Below are 1,562 nucleotides of genomic sequence, written 5' to 3'. Positions count from 1 at the left end.
GCTCGTCTCAATGTCAGCCTGCCGGGGTTGGACCGCGAAACGGCTGAGGCCTGGCGGAAGCCGCACACCAGACGTGCCCGTATTCCAAAGCCACGCGTGGCAACATCGACGTCGTGATTAATCTGGTTTGATGCGGCGGACCTCTCGTAGAAAGGGCCTGCCCGCGTGTCGGGTGGGTTTTCTGTCTCGGCTGCGTATAAAGTAAAGGGCCGGTGGAAACACCGACCCTTTTACTTTATCCATCAATGACATTGCCCTTCAGGCGGACTTCTCCCGGACCGGAAGCTTCCAGTTCGGCCGGATGAAATGGCAGGTATAGCCATTCGGGATCCGCTCCAGATAATCCTGATGTTCGGGTTCGGCCTCCCAGAAATCACCAGCTGCCGTAACTTCGGTCACGACCTTGCCAGGCCATAGTCCCGACGCATCGACATCGGCGATCGTGTCTGTGGCGATCCGTTTCTGTTCTTCACTGGTGTAAAAGATTGCCGAGCGATAGCTCACTCCAATATCGTTGCCCTGACGGTTGCGCGTGCTTGGATCGTGGATCTGAAAAAAGAACTCGAGAATTTTCCGGTAGCTGATCCTGGCGGGGTCAAAGATGATCTCGATGGCCTCCGCATGGGTTCCGTGATTGCGGTAAGTCGCATTCGGCACATCGCCGCCGGTGTACCCGACGCGGGTCGAACTCACGCCGTCATAGCGGCGAATGAGGTCTTGCATGCCCCAGAAGCAACCGCCTGCAAGAACTGCACGTTCTTCGGTCATTGGGTGTTCTCCACTTGATTGATATGTGATTTGTAGCAGTTTCGAGCCCGGAAGACACGTTCCGTCGTCAAAGGGGCCAAAAGTTCTTATCGCTGATTTCGCGCCGCTCTACTTTCTCGCAGCGGGCGCATTATCGGCAAATGCCGGGATTGTGCGGAGACTGGATACGATGTCGGCAATATTGGGCCATTGGTCAAGATCCAAGCCGATGCGTTGGGCGCCAATCGCCTGCGGAAAGAGAAAAATATCCGCTACGGACGGGGTATCTCCGACAACGAGCGCACCAGTTCTCCGGGTCGTGATCAGCGCCTCAACTGCGGTCATGCCTTCCCTGATCCAATGACGATTCCAGTCAGCAACTCCATTTCTGTCCATCCCTGGAATTGTGCTCAGATGTGCAGCTATTCTTGGAGGTATTAGGGCGTGGATCTCGGATGCAATTGCAAGGGCTATGGAGCGCGAATACGCTCTATCCTCGAGATTTCCGGGCAACAAGGGTGGCTCGGGATACCGTTCGTCGAGGTACTCGACGATTGCAAGCGACTGCGTGATCAACACCCTTTCATCCGTCAACAGTGCAGGGACAAGTCCCAGCGGGTTGACCCTCAGATAGCCGGCCTGCCGGTTTTCGGCTTCCGCGCCAAGGATCGCAATTGGCAGCTTTTCCACTGCCACCCCCTTCAGGGCCAGCGCTATGCGCACGCGGGACGTCGCGGAAGAAATCTCATTCTCATACAGTTTCATTGTCGGCTTCCTGGTTGGCTTGGATTTTTGAACAGGCCGCATATGCCCTA

General features: G+C 56.0%; 2 protein-coding genes and 1 pseudogene. 1 reads left to right on the top strand and 2 read right to left on the bottom strand.

What is annotated here, in order from left to right; genetic code table 11:
• Nucleotides 1–131 (top strand): annotated as a pseudogene (locus AAAC48_RS22910) (peroxiredoxin); the annotation flags it as partial.
• A gap of 127 nt (nucleotides 132–258) precedes the next feature.
• On the opposite strand, the gene msrA reads toward AAAC48_RS22910, so the two are convergent.
• Both msrA and maiA read right to left on the bottom strand, forming a co-directional pair.
• Nucleotides 259–768, bottom strand: a complete 510-nt coding sequence (gene msrA, locus AAAC48_RS22905; RefSeq protein ID WP_340656402.1) for a peptide-methionine (S)-S-oxide reductase MsrA — start codon at nucleotides 766–768, stop codon at nucleotides 259–261.
• 108 nt (nucleotides 769–876) lie between these two features.
• The gene (gene maiA / locus AAAC48_RS22900) at nucleotides 877–1,512 is read right to left on the bottom strand and encodes a maleylacetoacetate isomerase (protein ID WP_340656401.1); all 636 of its coding nucleotides are present in this window, start codon (nucleotides 1,510–1,512) and stop codon (nucleotides 877–879) included.
• Between the last annotated feature and the right edge of the window lie 50 nt (nucleotides 1,513–1,562).

The sequence above is a fragment of the Phyllobacterium sp. genome (genome assembly GCF_037994405.1).
Classification (GTDB): domain Bacteria; phylum Pseudomonadota; class Alphaproteobacteria; order Rhizobiales; family Rhizobiaceae; genus Phyllobacterium.
The sequence above is the reverse complement of the archived record's forward strand: the minus strand, read 5'-3'. Positions and strand labels throughout refer to the sequence as shown.

What these genes read in the sequence shown, in the direction of transcription:
- msrA (WP_340656402.1), bottom strand. Translation starts at nt 768, where the DNA reads ATGACCGAAGAACGTGCAGTTCTTGCAGGCGGTTGCTTCTGGGGCATG.
- maiA (WP_340656401.1), bottom strand. Translation starts at nt 1,512, where the DNA reads ATGAAACTGTATGAGAATGAGATTTCTTCCGCGACGTCCCGCGTGCGC.